The organism is Mesorhizobium sp. M0618, assembly GCF_040320765.1.
Lineage (GTDB): Bacteria > Pseudomonadota > Alphaproteobacteria > Rhizobiales > Rhizobiaceae > Mesorhizobium.
Genome location: NZ_JAMYQH010000014.1, coordinates 150,615 through 174,774 on the forward strand (window position 1 = coordinate 150,615; position 24,160 = coordinate 174,774).

Sequence of the window (24,160 nt, forward strand, 5' to 3'; positions counted from 1 at the left end):
ATCTCCTTTAGCGTCTGCGGACGGTACTAGTGACCGTCGGCTTAAACTTGCCGGTAGCGGGCGCACGCGCTTGAGTGCTGGGTTTCTTGCTTTCCGGCCCGCTCATCATCGCCTGGAAATGGATGTCACATATCATCCTCAGGCATTCGATGGCAGGGTGCTCCTTGCCTCTCGGACCATCGGGGATGTTCTTGGCCTTTTTCATCGCTTCCATGTTGGCTTCGCGCACTTCCTCGTAGGTCGGGTTCGTGCCCTTTGCACGCTGCGCTTTCGCCCATTCACCTTGCGCCGCCGTCTTGCGGCCGTGTTCCGTATTGGGATCGGTGGCGTCTTCAATACAGACGCAGGGCGCGTCGTTCATAGTGTAGCTCGGCGTCGTGGCGATCGCCTGACCGCCGCGCGAATTCTGGAAACAGGCGTTCTGCAGGATATGGTCTGACTGTTGGTTCGACGCACATTCCTTGCTGGCGTCACCATAACGGTGCACCTTCATGCCGAGCTTTGCTAGGATGGAGGCGCAGGACGCCCTTCCGACCTTCAGTTTTCCAATCTTCGGCCAAGGCGGGGCGTTGCCGGTTGGAGAGGCATGATTGTTGGTGGATACATCAGTCATGCGGCTGACAGGTTCGCCATCAGCCTTCACGTCGCTTGACCAGGCGACTGCATATTCCTTTCCGGTATTGACCGACGTTATGACGCCCTTTTTTGCCGCGCAGCCGGCCTCGGTGCCGCTGGTCTTGGTGTAGTAAGATTTGTTCTTCTGCGTGATGTTCTCGCCGCCGATCTTGACGGTGCCAGTGCCGTTGTCAGTGTCGGAATCAAGACCGAAGGACGGGTAGGGGATGGGTATGCCAGGCGGTGTTGCCGGGTTTTCCGGCGGTGTGAAGCAGACGTCCGGAAAAGCTGCAATCACCTTGTTGGACTGCGCCTTGCAGGCAACTTCGAGGCTGTTCGCGTAGACCGTCATCAGGCGGCCCTCACAGCAAGAATTGCCGCGCCGCAAGCACCCGCATCGTTGGATGCCTCGATCAGCACCGGGGTTCCTGCGGCGTAACCTTTGCGCGCCGCGGTGAACGCCATGCCGATCATCAGCGGAACGGCGGCAGCACCGATGTTGCCAAGAGATTCACCTGGCGACCAGAGATCTTGGAAGTCATGCCTGCCCCGCAGCAGCCGCAGACTTGCGAGCGCGGTCTGCTTGAACCAGTATTGCTCGCCAATGAGGTCGGCGATGCGATAGCCAAGCCGGTTCATCTCGATGCCGGTTTCTTTGAAGGCCATGCTATAGGCGGAGGTCATGCCATCGCCACGCAGCGGCAGATCCTCGACGTTATAGATCGATGCCTGCTCGGACGACAAGCCAAGTCCGAAGAGGCGAAAGCCGCCGCGCTGCGACTGTGTGCACAAAATAGCAGAGGCGGCCTCGCCCGGAATGAAGCCGTTTGGATTGTCTGTCGTAAGCAGGCGATTTTCGCCAAGATAGTAGGCGATCGCCGGGGCAGTCAGGTAGCTGTCGACGCCTGCGATCATGACATAGGGTGCTTCGCCCGAGACGATCATTCTGCGTGCCTGATCGAGTGCTACATGTCCGGAAGGACGGCCATGCGCGACGACACGAGAGCGCATACGAGGCTCGATTTCGACAATCTCGGCTATGCTGCGAAGCAGGCCCGCGCTGTCGCCAGTAGGATTTCCGGGGCGGTCCTTTTCCGCAAGGCAAAGGATGAGCGCGGTCTGGCCGCGCGCCTGCGGGATGCTTTCGAAAGCTTCGCAGATTGCGCCGGCGGCGAGGTGGGCCATGCGCTTCTCGCTGATCCAGCTGCGCGGCAGCGGCACCGGCGCGCCGATCAGCAAATCGGTGCCAGATCCGACGAAACGTGTCTCCTGGAAGCCGTCAAGCCTCGCACGCATCGCCGCACACGCGGATGGTGCGTCCAGACCGACCGCGGTCACCATGCCGATCGAGGCGATGTCGATGGCCGCGTTCATGCGTCTTCGACCTCATCTATGGGCGCGGTTCCATCGGCGCGGACATAATCCCGGCCGGCAGCGCGGGCGCGCAGCATCGACTCCGTTGGCGGGCCAACCCAGCACTCGGTGAAGTCGAGGATCGTGCGGTAGATCCGCTGCGAGACGCGCCAGACCAGCGAGAAACGGCGGTTCTCCGGGTCGATCAAGACCGTGTCGGGGAGAAGGTCGGTCTCCAGGGCTTTTACTTGCCCTTTGAACAAGGTGATAGGCAGCGTACTTTTCGGCAAGCGGAAGCTCACGCGGCCTTCGGGCGTCAGGTTGACCAACTGGACCTCTTCAGCGCCGCGAGGAGAATCGATCTGCTGGTCGGGCGGCGCCATCTGAAAGTAGCGCTCGTCGAAATCCTGCGGCAGGAAAGGGAAGACATTGTCGATCCAATTCTGGTCGTAGGTGCCGCCATACTCGATCCGGCCCGGCCAGCCGCGGCCCATCGGGCCAAAGCTCATCGGCTTGTAGTCACCGAAGGGAGAGCGGATGTCTTCGCCGACAGCTTGCGTGTTCGGTAGCCGCAGGCCGGGGATGAGGCGCTGGTTCTTGGTCCGGGACCAGCCGGTTCCGACCGGGTTGTATTTGTAGCTGGCGGGGAGCTTGTCCTCCGCGTCCAGCCTGTCGACGCCGCCCCAAGCAACGTCGTAGGAGATGGGGAGTTTCAGGAAGGGCTGCGGCGACGTGGCTGTAAAGACCGGGCCGATTGAGCGCCATTCGCGGTGGCCGACGACCTCGAAAAGTTTTGACCAATTGCCAACCTTGATGCCGACGGGCACGCGCTCGGCTGGTCGTCCGCCCGGCGCATAGGCGCAGCCATTGGCGATCACGTCGCAGCGCGGTTTGCGGAAGGCGAAGTCGGTCTCCCACAGCGTGGCCGAGTAACCAGGCACGCCGGTTTGTGTGTCGGCCATCACCAGCGGCATCTGTTCCGCCGATTTTTGCGCCAGTCCGCCCGGCATGACGGGGAAGTCGAACGTGCCTTTGACAACCACGACGATCCACTCACGGCCGTCCTTGTCCATGCCCATGGTAAATTGGTGCTGATACCCCATCTGGTTCCAGATCTGCATCAACTGGTCTCCCAACTGGCGGCCAGGATCTGCTCGAGCGTCGCTTGCGGCGATTGCGGGTCGATGTCGAAAATGTCCGAACGGGCTGTCCACATCACCATGTCGCTGATGACCTCATCGCCCGGCTCGACCGGCGGCGCCGCCAGTCCAGCGAGCACGGCATCCAGTTCGTCGGGCGTCAGCTCGCCGTTCTGGGCGGCGATGGCCGCCTCCTCGATGCTGGAAAACCAGGCCTCGGCGTCAGCCAGCCGAACCGGAGCTTCTGCAAGCTGCGCGACCACACTCAAAGGGAATTTTCTGCCAACCCTGTCGGCGCTCTGCAAAATGATGCCTGCCGATGCGCCGAAGGAAGCCGGGCCAGCCAGAAAGCGCAGCGCGGTTGTGTTTGGCCAAAATTCCGAGCCAAACAGTGGCACGAGATGCTGCGCCAGCCAGCGGTCCCAGACGCGAACAAAGTCCCCGCTTAGCCGCCGCGTCACGAAATCGCCCGTGGCGGGGATCTTGCCGTAAAAGCCGGGCAGGTTCATATCTGCGGCGGACATGAGAATTTCTTGAACATCTGGAGGTTGTAGGGATTTTCGACGCTGGCGGCCTTGAGTTCGAAATCGGCGTACATGCCTTTCGTCCCCAGGCGCAGGCTGTAGACATCGGACAACGAGGTCCCGGTGAATCGGCCGCTGCGCAGTATCCTCAGCCACGCCCAGCTGCCGGTTTCGTTGAGCATGATCTCAGGTGATCCATCGATGGGCTGGAATGCGAGCGAGATGACCCCGGTGCCGTCCTTGCCGGGCCACGTCATCGGTTGCGGCCGCGTCGCGTTGTTGAAGTAGACGAGGGTCTGGCCATCGAGATTGAGCGTCACGCGCGTGACGTTCGGAGACAGGTCTTTCGGCTCGAGCGTGAAGCTCATCACCGGGCCCGTGCCACCGGGAAAGAGATCGTCGCGGATCCGCCTGGCCTGCTCGAACGCGGCCAGCGCCGAAGGGTCGAGGCCAAAGTCGGCACGCCATTTCCACGGCTGGCTGGCGGTGTCCACGTAGCTGATCAAATGGTCGTTGATGAAGGCATCGATCAGCCCGGCTGGTCCGAACAGGCGGGCGAAATCACGCACATTGACGTCCACCGCGCTGTCGGGACTGAACGGATAGCGGTCGTTGAGCGCCGCCTGGCAGAAAGGCAGGATGTCGGCGCGCCAGATCGCGTTGAGCTCCGAGGTGACCGCCTTCTGCGTCAACCCGCTGGTGTCGCCGGCGACACCGCCGAGCCAGTCGTCGATCGGATCGGGCAGGATCTGCGCTTGCCTGGCAACCGCCCCCGTCAGCTCGGCGAGGCCGCCCTGCTTCTTGATGGCGTCCTGGGGGTCAGGATTGGCCGTGACCGTCTGCAGCACGTTGGACAACGCCGTCAGTGCCACCACTGCGGCGTCGAGTGCCGGCGGCTGGCCGTCGACCTCGGCGATTGCACCCTTGAGGGGCTTGAAGTGCTCGGCCACCAGATTGCCGGTAAGGTCCACCTCGTCGGCTGAGCCCGCGCGTGGAAGCAGCTTTGCCCCCGTTTTCACGATCTTGCCAAGTTTGCCGAGTTTGCCGAGCAGTTTCGAGCCCTTGGCCGCAGCCTTGTCGTCGGCCGGCGATTCATCGGACCGGGTAAGGTCGGTCTCCTGAACGACCGCGGTGAGCAGACGTTTCAATGCTGAATCGGCGCTGGAGAGATCCTTCAGATTCTCACTGGCGACATTGAGATCGGTCAACGGCGCCAGCCTCATATCGCGCAGGAAGCTGTCCCACTGCGCGATATAGTCATCGTAGTAGAGCTTCAGGATGTCCTCGGACAACGCCGAGACCGAGGTTTCGGAATTCTCCGAACAGCCGCCGGCGAAAACGGCACGATCGAGTGCCGCTTGTGCAGCCACGTCCTCGATACGGTCTAGAACGGCGTCATGGAAGCCTGCATAGGTGAATGCTCCCGAAATGCCGACGCGAAGCGTCTTGTCGGAACGCCGCGCAAAGACCTTGCCCCCGTTGGGACCGGCGAAATTCGCCGGGATCCACTCCTTCAGCCCGGCCACCGCCGGATCGGCCAGTAACTGCTTGTAGGCGCGCGCCGGCAACGAAATCGTGCACACCGTTTTCAGCGCTTCGGCAACCAGGGCCTGGTCGGGCGCGATATAGCTTTCGTCGACCGCCATCCGGCGGATGGCGGCAAGCTGATGCTCTTCCGCATCGGCGGTTGGAAATGGTGCCGCGGCGGCGAATTCGGGCAGGCTGTTAACCCACCAGTTCTGGGCGAAATCCGTGTCCATCTGCGACAGACCCGTCATCATGCGATAGGTCTTGAGAGCGCCGAGCATGAAATCCGGATCGCGGATCTGCCGCCACATGGTCGCCTCGAGCAGTGCGACCATCCGTGGCTCGAGAACATTGCGCAGAGCATGATCGTACGTGTCTGCCTGTGCCCGCACCAGCTCCGCCGAGGCCGATGGGCCTAGCAGATCCTGGGCCGCGCCCGGCGGTGTTGTCCGGGCACTAGCGACAGCGTCCATCGCCTCGAGCGCGCCGTCGATGGCAGGTTGCTCCACCGATGCCGGGTTTGCGGCAGCAGAGGTCAGCGGTGTTTGCAGGGCCTCGAATTGGCTCGCCTGGGCAGTAATCGCGTTGCGGTTGTCAAAATAGGACCAGGTAAACAGTCCGCCGGCCAGCAAGGCCGCCGCCGCGCATGCAGCCGCCGCACCCCGCCAGATCCAAGCGCGGCGGCGTTGCGCCAGCGGATCGAAGGTGCCGAGGCCTGCTTCCTTGAAGACGACTTCGGTGAGCAGGTTCTTCAGGAAGAAGCTGCGTTTCTCGACCCTTTGCGCGGGCAGGGTCCGCCGTGGCGGGAGGCCGAAGGACGACGATAGCGCCGCGGTCAGCCGGTCGATCGGCGCCCCTACCTGCGTCGCCGATGTCAGATAGAGGCCGCGCAGCCATGCAGCCTCTTCATACCGGCTTTGGCCGAACATCGCCTCGACCAGCACCTGGATCGGTTCGGACAGGCTGGACAGCTGGGCAGGAAATCTGAAGATTTCGGCGCGGGCGGCGAGTTTGTCCTCGTCTTCCAGGCGCGGCACAAGCCGCCGCTCGAGTTCCGTCGCCAGCGTTGAAATCTCGCGTTCGATGGTCTTGGCATCGATGCGCGCATCCAGCGCGAAGGTCGTTCCCCAGACCTGTTCGCGCGAGGCGGTGGACAGGCCGCCGAAGAAAGCCTCGAAACCCTTGATCAGATCGGCCTTGGTCAGCATCAGATAGACCGGAAGGCGGATTTCGAGCCGGTCGTTGAGTTCGGCCAGTCGGCGGCGGATCTTGCGGCCATGCGCCTTGATTGCTTCGTCGCCGTCCGAAAGCACGTCGATCGAAAGCGCGACGATCACACCATTGAGGGCGCGGCGGCCGCGATGCTTCTTCAAAAGGTCGAGGAAGCCCAGCCATTCCGCCGCGTCGACATCGGGCTGGCTCTCCTGCTGCACATAGCGGCCGGCGGTGTCGATTAGGACCGCGCTCTCGGAAAAGAACCAGTCGCAGTTGCGCGTGCCACCGACCCCCTGCAGGTCGTCGGTGAGGTCGATCGGAAAATTCAGTCCGGACTGCCGCAGGGCCGTGGTCTTGCCGGTGGCCGGCGGCCCGACGATCACATACCATGGCATCTCGCGCAGAAACTTGCGTCCGCCCAGCTTGCGGCGCTTCAGTTCGGCCATCACCTCGGCAAACTTGGCACCCACCGCGGCGACGTTCTCTTCGCCGGGGCCGAGCGGCTTTTCCACCGCCGGCGCGGCGATCTCCGCAACGAACATGCGGTTGGCGCGGATCGCCCGGCGTTCGGCGACGATCAGCCAGATCAGCCAGAAGATGACCAGCAGCGCAATGATGACGATGCGCACATTTTCGGAGGCGAATGGTTCATAGGGGCCGACCCTGACGATCGGACCGAATACCCAGATGACCAGGGAAAGCAGCGTGATGCCGATCAGCGTCCACAGCCAGCGCGATGTCAGAACCGCCCAGAGGAAGCGCAGGATGAACATCTCACAGCCTCTTTTCGACGAGCACCTCGACGCGGCGGTTCAAGGCTCGCCCCTCGCGCGTGCTGTCGCTGGCCACCGGGTCGGTGGCGGCGCGACCCTCGGAATGAACGCGGTCCTGCGGCACCCCGTTCTGGACCAGCATGTCGGCGATCGTCTGGGCACGCGCCTCCGACAGGCGCTGGTTGGTCGACAGCGGATTGGTCTTTTGCAAGGGTACGCCGTCCGTATGACCGATCACCGTGATGTTCCCGATCAACTCCTGATTGGCGAGGATCACCTTGGCGATCGAACCGATCAGCGGCTCGAAGCCGTCGCTCAGTTGCGGCCGCGACGACTGGAACAGTTCGGGGTTGGAGGCCTGGATGATCAGCTTGGCCAGCGAAACGCTCTCGGTGCCGCTGAGGGCGGACTTGAGGTCGGCCGGCGCACCTGCCTGGAATTCCGGCAACAGGGCAAAATCCACTTTCTCCGGCGGCGGGGCGTCGACCTTGGGCGAGGTCCGGGTGATGCTCCCGCGTTCAGGCGGCGGCAATGCGCGCACAAGGGCTGATAGTTCGACCGCCTGGCTGCTCAGTCCGATCGACAGCCCGATATGGATGGCCGTGGCGACGACCGCCGCGCCGAGCGCCATGACCCAGATCGGCACGATGAAGCGTTGCGGCTCGTCGGATGCGATCACGCCCTTCCAATTTGGCGACAGCGGCGCGCCTTCGGCGTCGGCATCGCGCAGGAAGCGTGCCGCCGCCACGCGAACCGCGTTGAGCGAGCGGTCGCCTGAGCGGCCGGGCACCCGATATTTGCCGCGGAAGCCGAGCGCCATGCAATTATACTGCAGCTCCAGCAATTCGCGGTCACGGTTGGGATGGCGCTCGAGTTCGTCGAGACGCGTGAAGAACTGCGTGCCGGCATCGACATCGCCGCGCAGCACGACCACGAGGGGCTGCCGCGGCCAGGCGCTGGCCCCGCCCCAGGGCGTGTTCAAAGCGAGATCGTCGAGCAACGCCGCCACCACCCAGGCCGCCTGGTCGGCCCGCTCCAGCGAGGATCCGGTCGCCATCGCCATGTCGCGTGCCCGAACCAGTTCTTCGAGCAATCGGGTGCGCAGCGCTTCCGGGTTCTCCGGCGCCAGTGCGCTTTCAAGCTCGGGCGCAAATTCGAGCAAGGGCGCGAAAGCGTTGACGAGCGCGTTCGGGTGGGTTCGAGACCGCTTGACCGCCGCGCCCGGCAAGAGCGGCGCCATCGGCCGCGGCATCGGCGCGCCGGTCAGCCTTATGCGGGTGCGTTCGCGATCCTCCGACAGTCCGAAAGGATCATCGCGGCTCATCATCTCACCTGTTCACCGAATAGCAGTCCACCTGCGGCTCGCTCGGCAACACGCCCGAAACGCCGATGACGAAGCCGGGGGCATCGAGCAGCGACGCCCAGTGCTCGCTTTTCTGGTCCAGCTCTAGGCACAGCCGGTCGCCATCGTAAGGGATTTCGCGGGGCTGGGAATGCAGTGGCTTCAGCGGAATGCCGGGCAGACGCGATTTCCACAGGCCCTCGAACTGGTCGGCCGAGCCCACGGTCGCCTGGTTGACGAAAATCTTGCGCAGCGCGTCTTCCGACAGCTCCGAACCGACCCGGATAACGATCCGGCTGGCCACCAGCAGCTTCGGATTGTCGATGCGTATTTTCCAGACATTAGTCGAATGCCGCATGACCGGCAGCGCACGCGATTTCGGCTCGATGTAGCGCAGGCTGAGGATGAGCGAGCGCAGCGCATCCGCCAGCGCCATGTAGGCGGGTCCCGGCGCCATGTGATCGTAAGCCGGCAACTCACCCAACCGCCGCGCGCTCGATCCGTAGGTCGCCATCGAACCGGCGAGCCCGGCAAGTTCCAAGTAGAGCTCGGCCGGATGGAAGACGTCCTGCGCCAGCATGTGGGCTAGCCGCGGCCGTGCGGCATTAGCGAGGTTGAGCATCAGCAGGTCTTCGACGCTGCGCCCCGGTCCGCCCATCACCATCTTGCCATGCGCTTCGGCGATCTGGTCAAGGCCCGTGACGACTTCCTGAAGCAATTGCCGATACCAGGCCACCGCGCCGGTCACCAGCGTCGGCGGCAGGAAGGTCTCGTCCAGCGAGACGCCGCCATCGGCTCGAACCCCCTTGAGGTCGGCGATCGGCAAGGCGGTGTAGCCGCCAACCGATTTGCCGGGTGCCAGCAGCAGCGCCTGCGGACGGGCGATTTCGATTTCTTCAGGATCCGAACCGCCCTGGACGGCGTCACGCACTGAAACGATCCGCCCATGGTAGCGCGCTCCCGAGGCGGCGGCGTGTGCGGGATCGAAGCCGACACCGCCGGACGGCTCGAGCGGCAAGGCGACCAGCACCGATCCGGCGCCTGTGTCCGGGGTGACCGGCAACGGTCGCGGTGCGTCCATCATCTCTGGAATGGCGAAAGGTGTCCCATCCGGGAAGATGCCGCGAGCCGACAGGATGGCGACCTGGCCGGCATCGAGCAATGCCTGGTCCAGCGTCAGTTGTTGAAAGCCGAACGTATGCAACTGTCCGGCTTGCAACGCGCCGCGCACCGTCGCCTCGAAAAAGCGATCCTGCTGCTGGAAATGCTGGGTCCGCAGGAAAAGCCCTTCGGACCACAGCACCCTGTTTGCATCGCTCATGCCGCTACTCTCTGCATCGAGCTCCCCCTTGCCCTGGCCGCTAGGCGGAAATACCGCCGCTGCCAAGGGTGACATTGATCGTGAATTTCGATCCCGACGACACCGACTTGGTCGTGCGCCAGTTCCTGCCGGTCGGCTCGCGGATCAGCGCAACGAAGCCCAGCACCGCCGCGTCCGGTTCGACGGTGATGGTCTTGGACGCGGATTTTCCCGGCCCGACGGCGATCTGGTCGGATCCGATGAGATCGCCTGCCAGCGCCGAGCCGGCATCGCCCTGCAGGGCAAAGTAGTCGGCGGAATTGAATTTGCCGGTGCTGCGGAGCCGCATGACGAGAACTGTCACCGGCCGGTCGCCGCCCCCTGGTCCCGGGTTCATGCCGGCCCCGCCGGACACGTTGACGGTGATCACCGAAGGTTTCGGCGGACCGCTCTGGCAAGCCGCAAGCAGTCCAGTCGCGCCCAGGGTAACAACGAATTGACGTCGATCGATCATGTCTCACTCCTCCTCATATGCATCCCGAAAATCGGCGCCGACTTCGCCAAGGAAGCTTTTCTCGGCGCTCTCGGCGATTTCACGATGGCGTCTCTGGTAAAGCTCCCACAGCTTGGCGCTGCGCCCGCCCGCAAGCAGGTTGCCGAGCGCCGAATTTGACTTCAGCTCCTGCTCGATCGCCGCCGGCTCAAACCGGTCGACCATACGTCGCAAAGCGGCCTGCACGCCGCGCCAGGCGCGCACGTGGTGTTGCGCGAGATCGCGAACCGCGTCGGCGATTGCCGCTTCGCCGGCGAGAAATCCGGGGCTGCGCTCGGCGATAAGCGTGACGATGGCGTCGTCGACCGTAGGCAGGAACTTGAGCGGATTGACTTCGGATGCCCCGACCATGGTCTGGGCGACGCGGGCGTTGCCCTTTTCCTCGGCCCGCTTGCGCAGAAGCTGCATCAGGCCTTCCATCATCAGCCGGTATTCGCGGCCGAACTTCTCCATTTCCGCGACACTGTCGCGCCCGGAGAAATCGGCTTCCTCGACACCCATGCCGCGCAGGAATGCGGAGCGAAGCGCCATGTCCCCCAGTTGCGCCGCTGCCGGCAGGCGGGCAGGTTTTGCGGCAGCGCCCGTCCGGGCTGGGGCGTCTGCTGCCTGCACAGGCAGATCCCAGGGATTGGTGGATTGTGGCCGCGAGGCGATGCGCTCACGCTGTCCGTTCGAGCCGACGCCGTTAGCCGAACTTGGAGCGGCCGCTGGTCCGAAACCAAAGTCATCATTGAATTCGGACGGTTTTCCGGCGGCGGGTTCAGTTGGGCGGTTAAGAGAAGGCACCGGGTCGATGCTGAACGGATCCGCGAAGCTTGGCGCAGTGCCAGTTTCGGGATGAGGATCAACGCCCGTCGACCCAGGCGTCGAAACCGGATCGAGGCTGAACGGGTCATCGAAAGCAGGCGAGCTGCGCAGACTGGAAGCAGCACGCTCGAACGCGCCAGCAGCCGGCTGCTCGAACGGGTTGGGCAGATCGGCCGGTCGTGGCCGTCCCGGCTCTTCCTCGACCCTGGCGGAAAAGAAGTCGTCACCGCCGATGCTTATCGGCCGCCGCGATGCCTGCGGCAGGCGTTCGGGAACCGGCTGGCTGGCTACTGCCGGTGCTTGGGCGGTTGGCGTCTGCAGGTCGACATGGACGACATAGTCGCCAAGCCTCAACCGCATGCCGCTTTGAAGGCGCGTCGACTGGCCGGCACCGAGCGGGCTGTCGGAGTCGTTTATGAACAGCCCACTGCTCGACGTGTCGGTGACGAAATAGCCGTCTCGCCCGCCCGTGATCCTGCAATGGGCGCGCGAAACGAACATGTCGGGATCGTTGATCTGCCAGCCTGCGTCGGCGCTGCGGCCGATCACCAGCTCGCCTTCGTCCAGCCGGGTCTGTCGTACCGCCTGGGTGCGTGGCCCTTGCTCCAGCGTCAGCAGCAGGCTCATGCCGCGACCCCCGCCATTTCCGGCCGCCATCCGACAATCGTCCGCAGCCGCAGATCGTCAGCATCGCCCCTTTCGGCGGGCCGCGCAAGCCAGGCGGTCCGGCCGAGCTGGACCGCACCGATACGCGGCGGCGGCACGGCTTCGCGCGCCAGCACGATGCGCAGGTCGACGTCGAGCGTCTCCCCGACCATGTCGCGAACCGCCTGCTTGAACAGTTTGAGGCGCGAGCCTCCCGGCAGCAACGCCTTGAACTCTTCAAAACCGAGTGGGCCGACGCGCAGCTCGATCCTGCTTTGGCGGTTGAAAACGCGCGGGCCGATCGTCGCTCCCCGGCCAAGACCCGCATAGGCTTTCGCGAGGCGCGTCTGCAGCCCGATCGGAATCGTTATCCAGGCGGCGATGAATTCCTTGATTTGAACCGGCACCTTGAAGGCTTCCGCCAGGAACAACGTCAGCCGTTCCGGACCATCGATCTGACTGGCGAGCGAAGCGGCTTGCCGAAGCTTGACGGTGTCGAGATCAGGGTTCTGGGTACCGGGAAGCCCGATCCCCGCCATCGCTTCAAGCATGGCGCGAACGCGGCCGCCGACCGCGCGCTCGACCTGAACCGCCGGATGGGCATCCGCCCAGGCGCGGTAGTAGAGCGCAATCATGCGGTGCTGAAGGATGTTAACGAAGTCAACGAAGGTCGTGTCGCTGGTCTGCTGTGCATCGGCGCCGGAGAACCAACGCTGCGACAGGCGGTCGAGCACCCAGCGCGTCAGATGCAGCGGCATTGGCCCCTCAGGTCCCAACAGACCGAGATTTGCAATCGTGACCCGGGCCGGTGCCTTGTCGCTGGCCTCGCGAAATTGCACCAGGTCCCGCGCGGAAAAGGCCAGCCGCACATGCTGGCCGAGCCTTGCCGGCTCGCGGTCGGGGCGTCCGGAATGGCCGAACAGGCCGCTCCGCTGTTCGAGACGGCGCAGCAATTCGAAAAAGTCGAATGCTTCAGACAGACCTTCGGCCCGGTCCGGGCCGGCCTTGTCTAGATCAGGCGTCTTGTCTAGATCAGGTAGCGATTGCCGGGCGTCATCGGCCATGGCACATCCTCCTGCTTCTGCAGCAGCCGCGTGCGGGTTCGCACGAAGCCGTTTATTCCGGCATGACGGGCAAACAGCCGCGCCAGCAAGGCCGACAGCAGCAAGGTGCTTTGCCCGGCCAGCACCGACTGATCGACATGCAGCGTCACTTCAGTGCCACGTCCGAAGCACATCGGCCCGTCGATCTGCAGTCGCTCGATGACCGACCGCGAGTCGATGCGCACGATCGAATGCACGTTGCGGGCAAGGCTTGGATCGCCCCGGTCGGCATAAAGATCGAGCAGCGCATGCAGCGGATCGACGCCGCGGCCGTCCTTGGCAAGGCTCAAGAAATTGAGCGCCAGCTGCGCCACCAGTCGCCAGGCGAGATCGTCGGCTCGGGATTCACCATCGGCTCCGGCGGGCAGTGCCGCGGGGATGGCCGGCTGCGGTGGACGCAACGCGCCGAGCAGCCGGACGGATTCGACCGGATCACCGGCCTCCAGCGTCAAGGTCGGATTGTCGTCGAGGAGCGGCAGGTCGCGGTTGGTGCAAAGCGCCATGATGTCGAGACGCTTCAACGGCCGGTTCGCGGGGCTTCCAAGCGGCCGCGATACGGCCAGGAAAACGTCGTCCCCGGTATATGAGGTGCGGGTCAGGCCGTCACGCCGTTCATCCTCCGTTGCCCGGCGTGGGCGCCGCTCCGTCGAATATACCCAGCCGCTGCTGCGGTTCTGCCCGAGGCTGAACAGCTCCGGTATCTCGGCGTCGCTGCCTTCACTGTCGGCATCCTCGACGCGCAGGACCCGATAGATCTCGAAGTCGCGCGCCCGCGTGCGGTCGGCGTGCAACACCTGCCGCGTCTTGCGTTGATCGAGCTCGACGACGTTGCACTCACGCTCGAACAGATTGATGATCGGCGTCGCGAAAAGCTCGAAATCAGCCGGCGTCAGGTCGGCGAGTTCGGGAACCGGGCGGCGGAACAGGAAGATGATCTCCAGTCCGGCCTCACATTTGCGCACCACCTGTTGCAGTCCCATGACCCGCGCATAGTGAAAGCGCTCCGGCATGATGAAGTATTCGCGCAGCAGGCGGTAGCCTTCGAATGTCGGGCGGGTGCGCGGCATCAAGGCCTCGTCGTCGCTGATGCCGACCATTTCGGGTGCCGGCAAGGGCGACAGCCGGTTGGTCTTGCCTTCCGGTCGTGCGCCAATGGCCACGCAAGCGCCGAAAATAGCGTCGAACAGAAGCGGCGCCTTGGTGCGTCCAGCAAAATAGAGGTCGAGTTGGTCGAGCGCCAATTCGTCGAGTTTGCCTTTTCCGGTCCGCGTCAGCGCGAGGCGCAGCGCCGCCTCGCCGGCGATGCCGCCGATCGGTCCGATGCCGGCCGCCGCCAGCGCGCTGCGATCCTGAAAATAACTGACCGAAGTGATCGCTATCGGCCATAAGGTCATGTCCTGTGCGGTCGAGAAGGTGCAGCGCGTCGACAGGCCGGGTTGCAGGCTGGAGACCAGCCGCGTGTTGCGCTTGACGACGTGGCCGGCCGGCATGATCTGCACCTGCTGTCCGGGTTTCAGCACCGCCATCGCCGTTGCCGGCGCCGGTGTGACGAGATCAGGATAGAGGACATCGAGTACGCTGCGCGAAAATCGCGAGCGCTCGGCGTCGACCTTTAGTCGGGTACGCGCGGCGAGGAAGGCGACACCGTCCAGCAGCCGTTCGACATAAGGATCCGGGCAGGGCACCGTATCGAGGGAGAGGTTGCGCGCCACCGCCGGATGCATGTCGGCGAATTCCGCCGCAAGGCCGCGGATATGGGTCAGTTCCTCCTCGTAATATTCGACGAAGACCCGGTCCATCTCAGGCATCCCTAATTTCGGTCCGCGCCAAGCCGTTGTCGAGATTGATCGTGGTGCGCAGGCGCATGCGTTCCGGTGTGGGCGTCATGATCAGCACGGCGTCTATCTCGATCTTCAGGCCCACGGTCTTGTCGCCAAGGGTGACGCTAACCTTCGTCGCGCTTTCCTTGAGCCGGGGCTCGAAGGTGGCGAGCACCGAGCGGATTTCGCGCGCCAGCACGTCGCGGTCGAAGTCGCGGGACGACCGGCCCGAGAAGGAAGGCACGCCGTAATTGACCACGCTTCGACGCACCTCCGGAAAATCGGTGAGCGACGGCGGATTGTCCGCCATCTGCTCGTTTTCCAGGTCGGAAAGCAGCGGCGTGGCCTCGAAGCGCTCGGTGTTGAACAGCGCCTCAATGTCGCGCCGCACTGCTTCCCGGAGCACGCGGGCCGATACCACCACACCACGGCTTTCGATTTCGACGCGGTGCTGGGCCTGAAGGGCCAGGCGGTGCAGACGCCGTTTCTGGTCGGGCGTCAGCTCCGCATCGGCGTCGATGGTCCGCGCACTGCCGGCAACGAGTGTATCGAGACGGTCCGCGCCAAGCTCGTCCAGAAGGACATGGCGCAGCCCATCTATTTCCGAGGTCAGGCCCGGCAGGTCGTTGACGAGGCGATCCCATAGCGAAGGCTGCACAGCCTCGCTTTTTGCCCGCAAGCCGCCGGCGATCTGCTGCTTGCCCGCGCCGGGCCGCCGAACCTCACTTGCCGACATAGACATCCATTTCGGCTTCATCATTGCCGTCATAGACGAACTTGATCTTTTTGTAGGCGAAGCTGACCTCTTCCTGGATCAGATCGGCCTCGTCCTCGGCCTGCGACATCTCGTATTCCATGATCGAGGCGTCTGTGAGGGTGACGACCAGGTAGTCCTTGGTCTCGCCGTCGATGGTCCGCCGTGCGGAGAACACCACTTCATCCAGCGCCTTGTTCTCGAACAAAGCCTTTTTCAGGTAGGGCGAGGATTTGTCGTAGTGCTTGATGAACTTGATCATGCCCATCGAGACGCGGCCACGGCGTGACAGCGAATTCGGATCATAAGGTGCGACCATCTTGTAGTCGACGCCATGGATTTCGATCTCGTCATCGTGGCCGTCGCGGGTGCTGGGGCCTTTGATATCGGGAACCTTCAGAAAACCATCAATCTTGACTGGCATTGTCTTTCTCCACCGCTTTCAAACAAAACAAAGTCCGTTGGTGCAAATCAGGTCTTCACGGATGGCAGTTCCGATACCAGCCGCAGCGAGGCGTTGATGCCTTCCAACTGGTAGTGCGGGCGCAGGTAGAAGCGGGCGTTGTAGTAGCCCGGCCGTCCTTCCACGCTGTCGACCTGGACTTCGGCCGCCGCAAGCGGGCGCTTGGCGCGCGCCTTGTCGTCGGCAAAGGCCGGGTTGGCCAGCACGTAGCGGTTGATCCACTCGGTCAGCCAGATCTGCATGTCGGAGCGCTCCTTGAACGAGCCGACCTTGTCGCGCGCAATCGCCTTGAGGTAGTGCGCGAAACGCGAGACCGGGAAGAGATAGGGCAGGTTAGCGCTCAGCCTTTCGTTCGACTGTGCATCGGGGTCGACCAGCCGGCCGGCGCGCGTCTCGTCGTCCTGCAGCGAATGGGCGCCGATGAAGGCGGCCAGATCGGTATTCTTTCGATGCAGGATCGGCATCAGGCCGAGCTTGGCCAGTTCGGCCTCGCGCCGATCGTCGATGGCGACTTCGGTCGGACATTTCATGGCGATCGAGCCATCATCGGTGGGGAAGCTGTGGACCGGCAAATTGAGCACAGTGCCGCCATTCTCGACGCCGCGGATCTGCGTGCCCCAGCCGAAAAGCTTGTGGCTGCGGTTGATGTTGACGCCCATCGGGAAGGCGGCGTTCATCCAGACATATTTGTTGTGATCGCCCTCCACCTCTTCCTCGAAGGTGAAGCCCTTCACCGGAACGGTATCCGTGCCATAGGGCAATCTGGCCAGAACGCGGGGCATGGTCAAGCCGATATAGCGGGCGTCCTCGCTCTCGCGCAGCGACTGCCACGAGGCATAGGCCGGGTTGGAGACGATTTGCTGCAAGTCTTGCGGGTTCGGCAATTCCTGCCAGCTGTCCATGCGGAACAGGCGCGGCGAGGCGGCTGCGATAAACGGCGTGTGCGCCGAGGCGCAGATGCCGGAGATGTTGCGCAGCAGACCGACGTCGCGCGGGTGGTTGGAGAATTCATAGGCGCCGATCACACAGCCGATCGGCTCGCCGCCCAGCATCGAATACTCGTCCGTATAGACCTTCTTGAAGATCGGGCTCTGGTCCCACATCTGACCTTCATAGTCTTCGAGCGTGTCGGCCAGCTGCTCCTTGGAGATGTTCATCACCCGGATCTTCAGCTTCTGATCCGTCTCGGTGTTGTTGACGAGATACCAGAGGCCCCGCCATGTGCCTTCCATTTCGCGCACTTCCGGTGCGTGCAGGATCTCGTTGACCTGTGTCGTCAGCATCTTGTCGATGCCGGCTATCAGCGACTTGATCGACTTGATCGCATTGGACGAGATGGTCGTGGTATCCGAACGCGATTGCGCAGCGAGCGCGAGATTGCGCACGAGTTGTTGCAGCTTCTCGCTGTCGTCCTTCTTGACCTTGAAATCCTTCTCGAGGAGCCCGCTGAATTCTCCGAGGTCGATGGCTTCGGCCTCAGCGGCGATTGCGGCAGTCTTTTGCTGTTCGGCCATGATCTACTCCCCTGTCTTGTCGTCGTCGGCGAGTGCCTGGCTGGCGATCTTGCCAAGCAGCGGCTCGTTGTTCAGAAGCTGCGCAATGCGTTTCTCGGCGTCTACGCGGCCATCCATGAAGCCGAGCAACTCCTCGAGCTGACGACGCATCTTGAGGATCTCGGCCAGTTGCGGCACCTGCTCGGCGATCTTGTCCGGAGCGAAATCGCCTATTTTGGAAAATGTAAGATCGAGCGCCAGTTCCTCGTCGCGCTCCTGACCTTCGGCCTGCGGCAGCGTGTTCTTCACCCGGGCTTTGACGCGGGGCCCAAGCGCCTCCATGAACTTGGGGAAGCGGTTCGCATCGGTCTCGACAAAGGAGCGGTCCAGCACCGACTTCGATGCTTCCTTGGTCTGCGAAGCACCGGAAAGGGCGGCCATCACGCCCATGACGAACGGCAGTTCGATCGTTGTCGGGCTACCGTAGGTTTCCACATCGTAGGCGATCTGCACCCGCGGCGCGCGATTTCGTTCGATGACCTTCGCTTTGCTTTCGGCTGGCATGTGCTGTTACCTTTCATCCTTCTGAGCCGTCTTCTTGACATCGGGAACGCCGGCAAGGAGCCGGAATTCCTTCAGCCCCGACGGGGCGAGATCTTCCATCAGTTCAACGAAATCCATATGCACCATCCGGCGCACACGCCGCGCCAGATGCGGTATAGGGCTCGACGGTTCGGTGCGGTCATAGAAGGCGACGACGAGGTCGAGGCATTTCACCACGTCGTCGCGCGAGGAGATGCGGTCGGGAAGCCCCGTGCTCGCGTCCGCGTAGCTTGCCACACTTGCCATAGTGTCGGCTCCATGACCGTTGCGAGCAGTCGCTGCCGGTTCCGCCGGCGTGACCGGCCTGGCCGTGCCATTCGCCACGGCGCCGGCTGCCGAATTCCGTTCGAGGGTGGTCAGCAAGCGCTGCAGAAACCGTTTTAAGTCCGGAACAGGAGCGCCGCCCCCGTCGAGGCGAGCGTTGAGGGCGGTTTCGACCGCATCAAGAGCCGCGATCGCTGCCCGGGCGTCAGCGACGAGTGAAACCATCTCTGCGTTGGCTTGATCCATCTGTGCCGCACATCCGGCACGCACCCTGTTCAAGAGTTGCCCATGCGCGCTGACCAGTGTGGCCTTCTCCGCCGTGTTCAATCCCGAGGCGGCTTCCTGGAGCATGACACGGTCGTCGAGCGCGGCTTGTTCCAGGTCGCGTCCGCTGATCGGCCCGATCGAGCGTGGCGTAAAGAAAATCATCTGCCGCAGGTTCGCCAACAGCCCGTCCTGGCCATTCTGGAGATCGAGCAGTGCGTTGATCCGGCGCAAGGCGGCCTCGCGCGGTGAAGCGTTGGGCCGCAGGGCCGGATGCATGGTTTCCCAATGCTGATCAAAGGTCTGCGCAATAAGGGTCAGGCCTTGCGCCAGCCCGGCCAGTCCGTCTTCATTGGCCAGCGCGCGCGTGACAATGACGAGCAGGCGCAGGTCCCGGCCATGCGCGCGCAATTCCGTCGCCTTTGCCAGCACCGCGGACCAGTCGACTGGAATGGTGCTTTGCGAAGTGGGCTTGTTGTTGCCGTCGTGGACGACCTTGACCTCGGGCTCGGTCCGACGCTCCAGCTCATGAAAAGCCGGGTCGTTGCGCAAATCCTCCCCTGACGGATTTTCACCGTCGAGCGGAGTAAGCCAGAGTGCGACATCAATCACACCAACCCCCAGCGACCGGCCCTCAAACCGTACGTGACCCAACGTTATCACACCGTTGTGCTTTACCACAATTCGACGACTGCTTAAAAATTAACAGAAGCTTAAATGCCGCCGCCTCTTGAGCGTGATTGCCGAGCCCCGATTGTGAAATGCAATGCATGGAGGCCGGCAATCCCGTGGTTATTTGCGGCTGGTGGTGCGGGACTTTCCACAAACGCGAGGTAGCGGCTGAGCCGCGTATCGAGCCTCGTCCATCACGCGCTTTGTCAAGTGACGGCTTATGTGGCAGGTTATGGACTGGCAGATTGCAGGAGCACGTTCGATGGAACAGCGCCGGTCATCGCAGACCTTCAAACGCAAGGAACTGGTCGGCAAGCTCAATCCTGTTGGCCTGCGCGCCTTCAAGGCTGCAGCAGACACCGCCAAACTGCGCGGCAATCCTTACGTCGAACTCGTCCACTTCATCGAGCAACTGGTGCTCTCCGACCGTTCAGATGTGCAAATGATCATTGCCGAGGCCGGGATCGATGTCAGCCGGCTAACGGCGGACATGACCAGCGCCGTCGACAAGCTGCCTTACGGTGCCACTTCTGTGGAGGAAATGTCCGAGCATATCTTTCAAGCCATTCACGACGCTTGGAGTCTGGCGACACTGGAATTCGGCGTGGAGGAGGTCCGCAGCGCCCACATCTTGCTTGCCTGCCTGAAGACGCCGGTGCTGGAAGGCCTGGTGTCGAAGATCAGCGGTGAGTTTGACAAGATCAATGCGGATGCTGTCATCGCGCGGTTCGCTGACGTTGTCGAAGGCTCCCTGGAAGGCGGTGCCGCCGCCAGCAGGTCTCCCGCTGCAGAGGCACCGCAGCGGGCTTCGGGCGGAGATTCGGCGCTGGCGAAATATGCCACCGACCTGACCCAGCGCGCCCGCGACGGCAAAATCGACCCTGTTGTCGGCCGCGATCCGGAGATCAGGCAGATCGTCGATATCCTGATGCGACGGCGGCAAAACAATCCGATCCTGACCGGCGAGGCTGGAGTCGGCAAGACCGCGGTCGTTGAAGGTTTTGCCTTGCGCATCGCCCAGGACGATGTGCCGCCCACACTGCAAGGCGTCAGTGTACGCATGCTTGATGTCGGATTGATGCAGGCGGGAGCAAGCGTAAAGGGTGAGTTCGAAAAACGACTGAAAGCTGTCATTGATGAGGTGCAGTCGTCCGAGACCCCAGTCATCCTCTTCATCGATGAGGCCCACACCTTGATCGGCGCCGGCGGCGCTGCTGGAACCGGCGACGCGGCCAATCTCCTGAAGCCCGCGCTGGCGCGCGGCGAACTTCGCACCATCGCGGCAACGACCTGGGCCGAATACAAGCAGCACATCGAGAAGGACCCGGCGCTGACCCGCCGTTTCCAAGTGGTCAAGATCGAAGAGCCGTCGGAGGCGGTGGCCGTTCTGATGTTACGCGGTGTGGCTGGGGTCCTGGAGCAGCACCACAAGGTGCAGATACTCGATGAGGCGATCGAAGCGGCGGTCGGCCTGTCGCATCGCTATATCCCGGCACGGCAACTGCCTGATAAGGCCGTGAGCCTTCTCGACACCGCCTGCGCCCGTGTCGCCATATCGCAGCACGCCACGCCGCCCGAGGTCGAGGACATCATGCGCCGCCGCCAGGCGCTGGAGGTCGAGCGCGGCATCATCGGTCGCGAGGCCGCGATCGGCATCGAGGTCGCCGACCGGCAGGCGCGCGTCGAGACCGGGCTTGCCGAAACCAAGGTCACCCTGGCCGTAGCGCAGCAGCGCTGGGATCGTGAAAAGGCACTTGTCGCCGAGATCCTCGAATTACGCGCCAAGCTGCGCGGCGAAGGAGTCCCGCTCGATGCGGCGGCTGCCGCTGAGGCCGATACCGAAACGGCAGCGGCGGACGCAGAACGGACCAAGGTGCCCAAGACTGAGCCGCCCAAGGCTGAAACGGCGAAGGCGGAAACCACGAATACCAAAACAGCTAAAGCCAAGGCCGCGAATACCGATGCGGAGACACCGGACGCTGCCGACCCATCTGATCCTGCCGCCGATCTCGCCCGGTTGCGCGAGCTGATGGCCGAGCTGGCCGAGGCACAAGGCGAAACACCGTTGATCCTGCCATCGGTAGACCGCAACGCAGTGGCCGCCGTGGTCCAGGACTGGACCGGCATCCCGACCGGACGGATGCTGTCTAGCCAGACCGAAAAGGCGCTCAAGCTCGCCACCACGCTTTCGGAGCGGGTCGTCGGCCAAGGTCACGCCATGGAGATGATCGCCAAACGCGTGCAGACCAGCCGCGCCGGGCTTGGCGCGCCGGAAAAGCCGGTGGGCGTCTTCCTGCTCTGCGGCCCCTCGGGCGTCGGCAAGACCGAAACCGCATTGGCGCTCGCCGAAACGCTCTATGGCGGGGAGCAGAACCTGATCTCGATCAACATGTCCGAGTTCCAGGAGGCGCATACGGTCTCGACGCTCAAAGGCGCGCCGCCCGGTTATGTTGGCTACGGAAAGGGCGGCATCCTAACCGAAGCGGTGCGCAGAAAACCCTATTCGGTGATTCTGCTCGACGAGGTCGAGAAGGCGCATCCGGATGTGCACGAAATCTTCTTCCAGGTTTTCGACAAGGGGATGATGGACGACAGCGAGGGCCGGCGGATCGACTTCAAGAACACGCTGATCCTGCTCACCTCGAATGTCGGCTCGGAAGTCATCATGGACCGCACCAGGAACGGCACGCTGCGGGCCGGGCTCGATGATCTGGACACCGCCTTGCGCGGCCCGTTGCTGAAGGTCTTCCCGGCGGCCTTTCTCGGCCGGGTGGTGACCATTCCTTACTATCCGCTCTCGGATTCGATGATCGAAGCTATTACCCGTCATCAGTTCGCCAAGATCGCTCGCCGGCTGCGTGCAACCAACGATGCGGAATTGGTGATCGGCGACGGTGTCATGGATCTGGTCAAGGCCCGCTGCACCGAGATCGAATCCGGCGGGCGGATGATCGATGCCATCCTGAGCAACACGCTGCTGCCGGAACTGAGCCGCGGCGTGTTGAACCGCTCGCTCGAGGGCGAAAAGATGACAAGGGTCACCGTCGGCGCCTCCAAGGAGGGCTTCACCTATTCCTTCGAGTAGGAAATGTTGATGACGATTTGCTTCGGCTTCTTCGTGCGTAGGCAAGCTGAGCCGACTAGCTTGGGAGCGGCCGGTGGCGGTGAATTCGTATGACGCAATCGGTCAAACGCGCTGCGGCCGCTGTGGGCGAAGGCATCCACGATCGCCGAATCGAATCCAGGGGGATGCGCGCGCTGCCGAGACACCCCGCGTCGTGAAATAGGAAGCGCGCCTATTCTTCGTCCAGATTGGAGGTCGCGCGTGCGTCGGCTGGTGATCCTCGACGAGCCTCGGCATTCTAGCCGGCGGCTCAAGGCCCGCGAACGGTCGAAATCTACCGCGCCAACATCATGTCGAGGATGCAGGCCAAGAGCCTGTCCGAGATCGTCCGGCTGGCGTTGTTGGCCGACCGATCCTCTTAATAGCCCCATTGTCGGCCCAGGTTCTGCGTGTCTTCAACTGCCAAGGGCGCGTAGCGACCGAAGCAACGTCTGCTGGATAGGAGCGCTGCATGAAAAAGCACGCTTCTGCCGATCCGGGGATCAAGGTCGGATTGAGCTTATGTGGAAAATTGGAAGCCGCATCCTTCGTCTCGGCAGTTTCGAAAAGGATTCGCGTGCGCCATTCGCGACGTTCGAGGGCACTTCTCCACCCCGGGCCTTGCGCGGCGTCTGAAGGCGGCGCGAACTCGCCGCTTTGCGAGGCCCGTTGGAAACGCAGTGGAGGCGAATTCTTTGTCGTCACTCCGACCTCCGAGGTCCAGGCCGGCCGCTCCGCGTTGACGGTTGCACCACCGTCTCGCAGAAGTGTATTTGGGGCGGGTGACGCGGACCCGCGAAGCTAGTCGAGCGTCTCGATGACGCAGGCGGTCGCGCCGCGGTCAGTTCCCTTTCGGTTTCCTCTCGGGCCACCAAAGGCCGACGAGAATCGAAATCCGTATTTGCTATGATGCCGCATTCGCGGCCGCTGCCTCGAATGCGCAAAAGACCGTCTGGACCGCTCGCCGATCCAAATAGTGCAGAAAGCCACATTGATGCTCCGAGACGCCCAATCGGGCGCAGGCGGCCCTATCTGCCGAAACACTGGCGTCATTCCTCGCAGTTCAGAGCCCGAGGGTCTGGCCCGTTTCCATCTGAAGGAAATCTGCCGACGAATTCTGGAACACCGCGTCTTGGAACGCGTCGATGGCAGAGCCGTGGGTGACGTCGACCAGCACGGCCGCTGCGGCTTCAACCTTGTCGGCCGCTTCGTCAACCTTGTCGAAACGCATCAGCATTCGATCGTGGAGCATTGACAACCGCGTGGCGTGGTAAAGCACGCTGCGCTTGCGATAGTCCGAGTCCAGCGGCTCAAACAGTATTGTCATGACGGCAACTCCTCGCCATTTCATGTCCATGCGGGGGAATTCGGAGGCCGCATGCGGATAGATATTGGTCTGGCGCTCCCGGGCCTCCATCACGGGAGTTGATCTGCCCGGATCCTGCAGCACAGGGCGATATTTTCCGCGATGCCATTTTCCCTGTCCGTTTCTTCCTTGCGCGCTTCAATGATTTCGAAACTTCCTTCCACTTCGCCACCAGGAGCTCGGCATCCATGACGATGACAGCATCCTCTGGGCGGCGTCCATACCGGCCGTCATTGCTATCTGGTGCCCAAAAATTGCGGGAAAGCTCGATCAGCCGAAAACGAGGCTCGGCGGCACCACGCACCGAAGGCCTCTGACGCTGCCATCGGCAGAACCAGCGAGTAGCGTAGCGACACGTTCGCTCCGTCCCGGTACCTTGGATTACAGTGGCCTCCATGCCGATGAAATGAAACGCCAACCCCAAAGTTCCATAAGGCGTTACTAATTTAAATTGTTGTTGTG

At 63.0% G+C, this 24,160-nt stretch carries 18 protein-coding genes and 1 pseudogene; 2 read left to right on the forward strand and 17 right to left on the reverse strand.

What is annotated here, in order from left to right:
• Positions 1 to 7 precede the first annotated feature (7 nt).
• Genes NKJ04_RS16945 through tssA form a run of 16 tightly spaced genes read right to left on the reverse strand, consistent with a single transcriptional unit; the run spans position 8 to position 19,169 of the window.
• Positions 8 to 967, reverse strand: coding sequence for a DUF4150 domain-containing protein (locus NKJ04_RS16945; RefSeq protein WP_127296684.1), 960 nt, complete (start codon positions 965 to 967; stop codon positions 8 to 10).
• The gene (locus tag NKJ04_RS16950; protein WP_352676550.1) at positions 967 to 1,989 is read right to left on the reverse strand and encodes a 3-oxoacyl-ACP synthase; all 1,023 of its coding nucleotides are present in this window, start codon (positions 1,987 to 1,989) and stop codon (positions 967 to 969) included. Before NKJ04_RS16950 ends, NKJ04_RS16945 begins: the two co-directional genes overlap by 1 nt.
• Positions 1,986 to 3,089, reverse strand: coding sequence for a DUF2169 family type VI secretion system accessory protein (locus NKJ04_RS16955; protein WP_352676553.1), 1,104 nt, complete (start codon positions 3,087 to 3,089; stop codon positions 1,986 to 1,988). Before NKJ04_RS16955 ends, NKJ04_RS16950 begins: the two co-directional genes overlap by 4 nt.
• Positions 3,089 to 3,616: a type VI secretion system-associated protein TagF gene (gene tagF, locus NKJ04_RS16960; protein ID WP_352676556.1), complete on the reverse strand. Its 528-nt coding sequence runs from the start codon at positions 3,614 to 3,616 to the stop codon at positions 3,089 to 3,091. Before tagF ends, NKJ04_RS16955 begins: the two co-directional genes overlap by 1 nt.
• Complete coding sequence (gene tssM, locus NKJ04_RS16965) at positions 3,613 to 7,146, reverse strand: type VI secretion system membrane subunit TssM (protein WP_352676559.1); 3,534 nt, start codon at positions 7,144 to 7,146, stop codon at positions 3,613 to 3,615. The genes tagF and tssM overlap by 4 nt, the downstream gene beginning before the upstream one ends.
• Before the next feature lies 1 nt (position 7,147).
• A complete protein-coding gene (icmH, locus tag NKJ04_RS16970; RefSeq protein ID WP_352676562.1) occupies positions 7,148 to 8,470 on the reverse strand; it encodes a type IVB secretion system protein IcmH/DotU in 1,323 nt (440 codons plus the stop codon).
• A gap of 4 nt (positions 8,471 to 8,474) precedes the next feature.
• Positions 8,475 to 9,809, reverse strand: coding sequence for a type VI secretion system baseplate subunit TssK (gene tssK / locus NKJ04_RS16975; protein ID WP_128305202.1), 1,335 nt, complete (start codon positions 9,807 to 9,809; stop codon positions 8,475 to 8,477).
• 40 nt (positions 9,810 to 9,849) lie between these two features.
• Complete coding sequence (tssJ, locus tag NKJ04_RS16980; protein WP_352676566.1) at positions 9,850 to 10,302, reverse strand: type VI secretion system lipoprotein TssJ; 453 nt, start codon at positions 10,300 to 10,302, stop codon at positions 9,850 to 9,852.
• Positions 10,303 to 10,305: 3 nt separating this feature from the next.
• Positions 10,306 to 11,775, reverse strand: coding sequence for a type VI secretion system-associated FHA domain protein TagH (tagH, locus tag NKJ04_RS16985; RefSeq protein WP_352676569.1), 1,470 nt, complete (start codon positions 11,773 to 11,775; stop codon positions 10,306 to 10,308).
• A complete protein-coding gene (gene tssG, locus NKJ04_RS16990) occupies positions 11,772 to 12,857 on the reverse strand; it encodes a type VI secretion system baseplate subunit TssG (RefSeq protein WP_128305204.1) in 1,086 nt (361 codons plus the stop codon). Before tssG ends, tagH begins: the two co-directional genes overlap by 4 nt.
• On the reverse strand, positions 12,821 to 14,695 hold the full coding sequence (gene tssF / locus NKJ04_RS16995; RefSeq protein WP_352676574.1) for a type VI secretion system baseplate subunit TssF: 1,875 nt from the start codon (positions 14,693 to 14,695) through the stop codon (positions 12,821 to 12,823). Before tssF ends, tssG begins: the two co-directional genes overlap by 37 nt.
• A 1-nt stretch (position 14,696) precedes the next feature.
• On the reverse strand, positions 14,697 to 15,452 hold the full coding sequence (gene tssE, locus NKJ04_RS17000; RefSeq protein ID WP_352676611.1) for a type VI secretion system baseplate subunit TssE: 756 nt from the start codon (positions 15,450 to 15,452) through the stop codon (positions 14,697 to 14,699).
• On the reverse strand, positions 15,439 to 15,894 hold the full coding sequence (locus NKJ04_RS17005; RefSeq protein WP_352676577.1) for an Hcp family type VI secretion system effector: 456 nt from the start codon (positions 15,892 to 15,894) through the stop codon (positions 15,439 to 15,441). Before NKJ04_RS17005 ends, tssE begins: the two co-directional genes overlap by 14 nt.
• Before the next feature lie 47 nt (positions 15,895 to 15,941).
• Complete coding sequence (tssC, locus tag NKJ04_RS17010) at positions 15,942 to 17,447, reverse strand: type VI secretion system contractile sheath large subunit (protein ID WP_128305206.1); 1,506 nt, start codon at positions 17,445 to 17,447, stop codon at positions 15,942 to 15,944.
• Between the two features lie 3 nt (positions 17,448 to 17,450).
• The gene (gene tssB / locus NKJ04_RS17015) at positions 17,451 to 17,990 is read right to left on the reverse strand and encodes a type VI secretion system contractile sheath small subunit (protein WP_352676581.1); all 540 of its coding nucleotides are present in this window, start codon (positions 17,988 to 17,990) and stop codon (positions 17,451 to 17,453) included.
• Positions 17,991 to 17,996: 6 nt separating this feature from the next.
• On the reverse strand, positions 17,997 to 19,169 hold the full coding sequence (gene tssA / locus NKJ04_RS17020) for a type VI secretion system protein TssA (protein ID WP_352676614.1): 1,173 nt from the start codon (positions 19,167 to 19,169) through the stop codon (positions 17,997 to 17,999).
• Positions 19,170 to 19,491: 322 nt separating this feature from the next.
• Here tssA and tssH point away from each other — a divergent pair, with 322 nt between their 5' ends.
• Positions 19,492 to 22,314, forward strand: coding sequence for a type VI secretion system ATPase TssH (gene tssH, locus NKJ04_RS17025; RefSeq protein WP_352676584.1), 2,823 nt, complete (start codon positions 19,492 to 19,494; stop codon positions 22,312 to 22,314).
• A 296-nt stretch (positions 22,315 to 22,610) separates the two neighbouring features.
• A pseudogene (locus tag NKJ04_RS17030) lies at positions 22,611 to 22,715 on the forward strand (LuxR C-terminal-related transcriptional regulator); the annotation flags it as partial.
• Positions 22,716 to 23,395: 680 nt separating this feature from the next.
• Here NKJ04_RS17030 and NKJ04_RS17035 read toward each other — a convergent pair.
• Positions 23,396 to 23,782 carry a hypothetical protein gene (locus NKJ04_RS17035; protein ID WP_352676586.1) on the reverse strand — a complete coding sequence of 129 codons (387 nt, stop codon included), beginning with the start codon at positions 23,780 to 23,782 and terminating at the stop codon, positions 23,396 to 23,398.
• Positions 23,783 to 24,160 lie beyond the last annotated feature (378 nt).

Coding starts and splice junctions, on each gene's coding strand:
- tssM (WP_352676559.1), bottom strand. CDS start 7,146: ATGTTCATCCTGCGCTTCCTCTGGGCGGTTCTGACATCGCGCTGGCTG.
- tagF (WP_352676556.1), bottom strand. CDS start 3,616: ATGAACCTGCCCGGCTTTTACGGCAAGATCCCCGCCACGGGCGATTTC.
- tssE (WP_352676611.1), bottom strand. CDS start 15,452: ATGTCGGCAAGTGAGGTTCGGCGGCCCGGCGCGGGCAAGCAGCAGATC.
- icmH (WP_352676562.1), bottom strand. CDS start 8,470: ATGAGCCGCGATGATCCTTTCGGACTGTCGGAGGATCGCGAACGCACC.
- NKJ04_RS16950 (WP_352676550.1), bottom strand. CDS start 1,989: ATGAACGCGGCCATCGACATCGCCTCGATCGGCATGGTGACCGCGGTC.
- tssK (WP_128305202.1), bottom strand. CDS start 9,809: ATGAGCGATGCAAACAGGGTGCTGTGGTCCGAAGGGCTTTTCCTGCGG.
- tssJ (WP_352676566.1), bottom strand. CDS start 10,302: ATGATCGATCGACGTCAATTCGTTGTTACCCTGGGCGCGACTGGACTG.
- tssF (WP_352676574.1), bottom strand. CDS start 14,695: ATGGACCGGGTCTTCGTCGAATATTACGAGGAGGAACTGACCCATATC.
- NKJ04_RS17005 (WP_352676577.1), bottom strand. CDS start 15,894: ATGCCAGTCAAGATTGATGGTTTTCTGAAGGTTCCCGATATCAAAGGC.
- NKJ04_RS16955 (WP_352676553.1), bottom strand. CDS start 3,089: ATGCAGATCTGGAACCAGATGGGGTATCAGCACCAATTTACCATGGGC.
- NKJ04_RS16945 (WP_127296684.1), bottom strand. CDS start 967: ATGACGGTCTACGCGAACAGCCTCGAAGTTGCCTGCAAGGCGCAGTCC.
- tagH (WP_352676569.1), bottom strand. CDS start 11,775: ATGAGCCTGCTGCTGACGCTGGAGCAAGGGCCACGCACCCAGGCGGTA.
- tssB (WP_352676581.1), bottom strand. CDS start 17,990: ATGCCAGCCGAAAGCAAAGCGAAGGTCATCGAACGAAATCGCGCGCCG.
- tssH (WP_352676584.1), top strand. CDS start 19,492: ATGGAACAGCGCCGGTCATCGCAGACCTTCAAACGCAAGGAACTGGTC.
- tssC (WP_128305206.1), bottom strand. CDS start 17,447: ATGGCCGAACAGCAAAAGACTGCCGCAATCGCCGCTGAGGCCGAAGCC.
- tssG (WP_128305204.1), bottom strand. CDS start 12,857: ATGGCCGATGACGCCCGGCAATCGCTACCTGATCTAGACAAGACGCCT.